General features: G+C 57.9%; 1 rRNA gene. It reads right to left on the bottom strand.

The annotated features are described in order from the left end of the window. Positions 1 to 1,471: ribosomal RNA gene (locus tag ASC37_RS11165) — 23S ribosomal RNA — on the bottom strand; the annotation flags it as partial.

Below are 1,471 nucleotides of genomic sequence, written 5' to 3'. Positions count from 1 at the left end.
ACAACCGGTACACCAGAGGTGCGTCCACTCCGGTCCTCTCGTACTAGGAGCAGATCCCCTCAAACTTCCAGCGCCCACGGCAGATAGGGACCAAACTGTCTCACGACGTTTTAAACCCAGCTCACGTACCTCTTTAAATGGCGAACAGCCATACCCTTGGGACCGACTACAGCCCCAGGATGAGATGAGCCGACATCGAGGTGCCAAACACCGCCGTCGATGTGAACTCTTGGGCGGTATCAGCCTGTTATCCCCAGAGTACCTTTTATCCGTTGAGCGATGGCCCTTCCATACAGAACCACCGGATCACTAGGACCTGCTTTCGCACCTGTTCGGCTTGTGGGCCTCACAGTCAAGCACGCTTATGCCCTTGCACATACAGCACGATTTCCGACCGTGCCAAGCGTACCTTCGTGCTCCTCCGTTACCTTTTGGGAGGAGACCGCCCCAGTCAAACTGCCTGCCATGCACGGTCCCGGCACCGGATGTACGGTGCGCGGTTAGAACCTCGAGGTGACCAGGGTGGTATTTCAAGGGCGGCTCCACCGAAGCTGGCGCCTCGGCTTCTCAGCCTCCCACCTATCCTACACAGGCCACATCAAAGTCCAATGCAAAGCTGCAGTAAAGGTTCATGGGGTCTTTCCGTCTAGCCGCGGGGAGATTGCATCTTCACAACCATTTCAATTTCGCTGAGTCCCAGGAGGAGACAGTGGGGCCATCGTTACGCCATTCGTGCAGGTCGGAACTTACCCGACAAGGAATTTCGCTACCTTAGGACCGTTATAGTTACGGCCGCCGTTTACCGGGGCTTCGATCAGGAGCTTGCACCCCATCACTTAACCTTCCGGCACCGGGCAGGCGTCACACCCTATACGTCGACTTTCGTCTTGGCAGAGTGCTGTGTTTTTAATAAACAGTCGCAGCCCCCGATTCTCTGCGACCCCGTTGGGCTCGTCTGGCGTGCAGACTCACCTACTTGGGGCACACCTTCTCCCGAAGTTACGGTGTCAATTTGCCGAGTTCCTTCTCCTGGGTTCTCTCAAGCGCCTTGGTGCTTTGACACCAGCCCACCTGTGTCGGTTTGCGGTACGGTCATCGTGCAACTGAAGCTTAGGGGCTTTTCCTGGAAGCGGGGCCTCGGTGGCTTGGGCGGCCCGTGGGCTGCCCTCGTCATCACCTCTCACCTCTAGCGCGGCGGATTTGCCTACCGCGCCAGGCTACGGGCTTGAATCGGGACGTCCAACACCCGACCCACTTAGCCTTCTTCGTCCCCCCATCGCATTGCACGACGGTACGGGAATGTTGACCCGTTTCCCATCGACTACGCCTTTCGGCCTCGCCTTAGGGGCCGACTGACCCGACGCCGATGAACGTTGCGTCGGAAACCTTGGGCTTTCGGCGAACGGGCTTTTCACCCGTTTTATCGCTACTCATGTCAGCATTCGCACTTCGGATACCTCCAGCAGCCCTC

The organism is Tepidiphilus thermophilus, assembly GCF_001418245.1.
GTDB lineage: Bacteria > Pseudomonadota > Gammaproteobacteria > Burkholderiales > Rhodocyclaceae > Tepidiphilus > Tepidiphilus succinatimandens.
The sequence above is the reverse complement of the archived record's forward strand: the minus strand, read 5'-3'. Positions and strand labels throughout refer to the sequence as shown.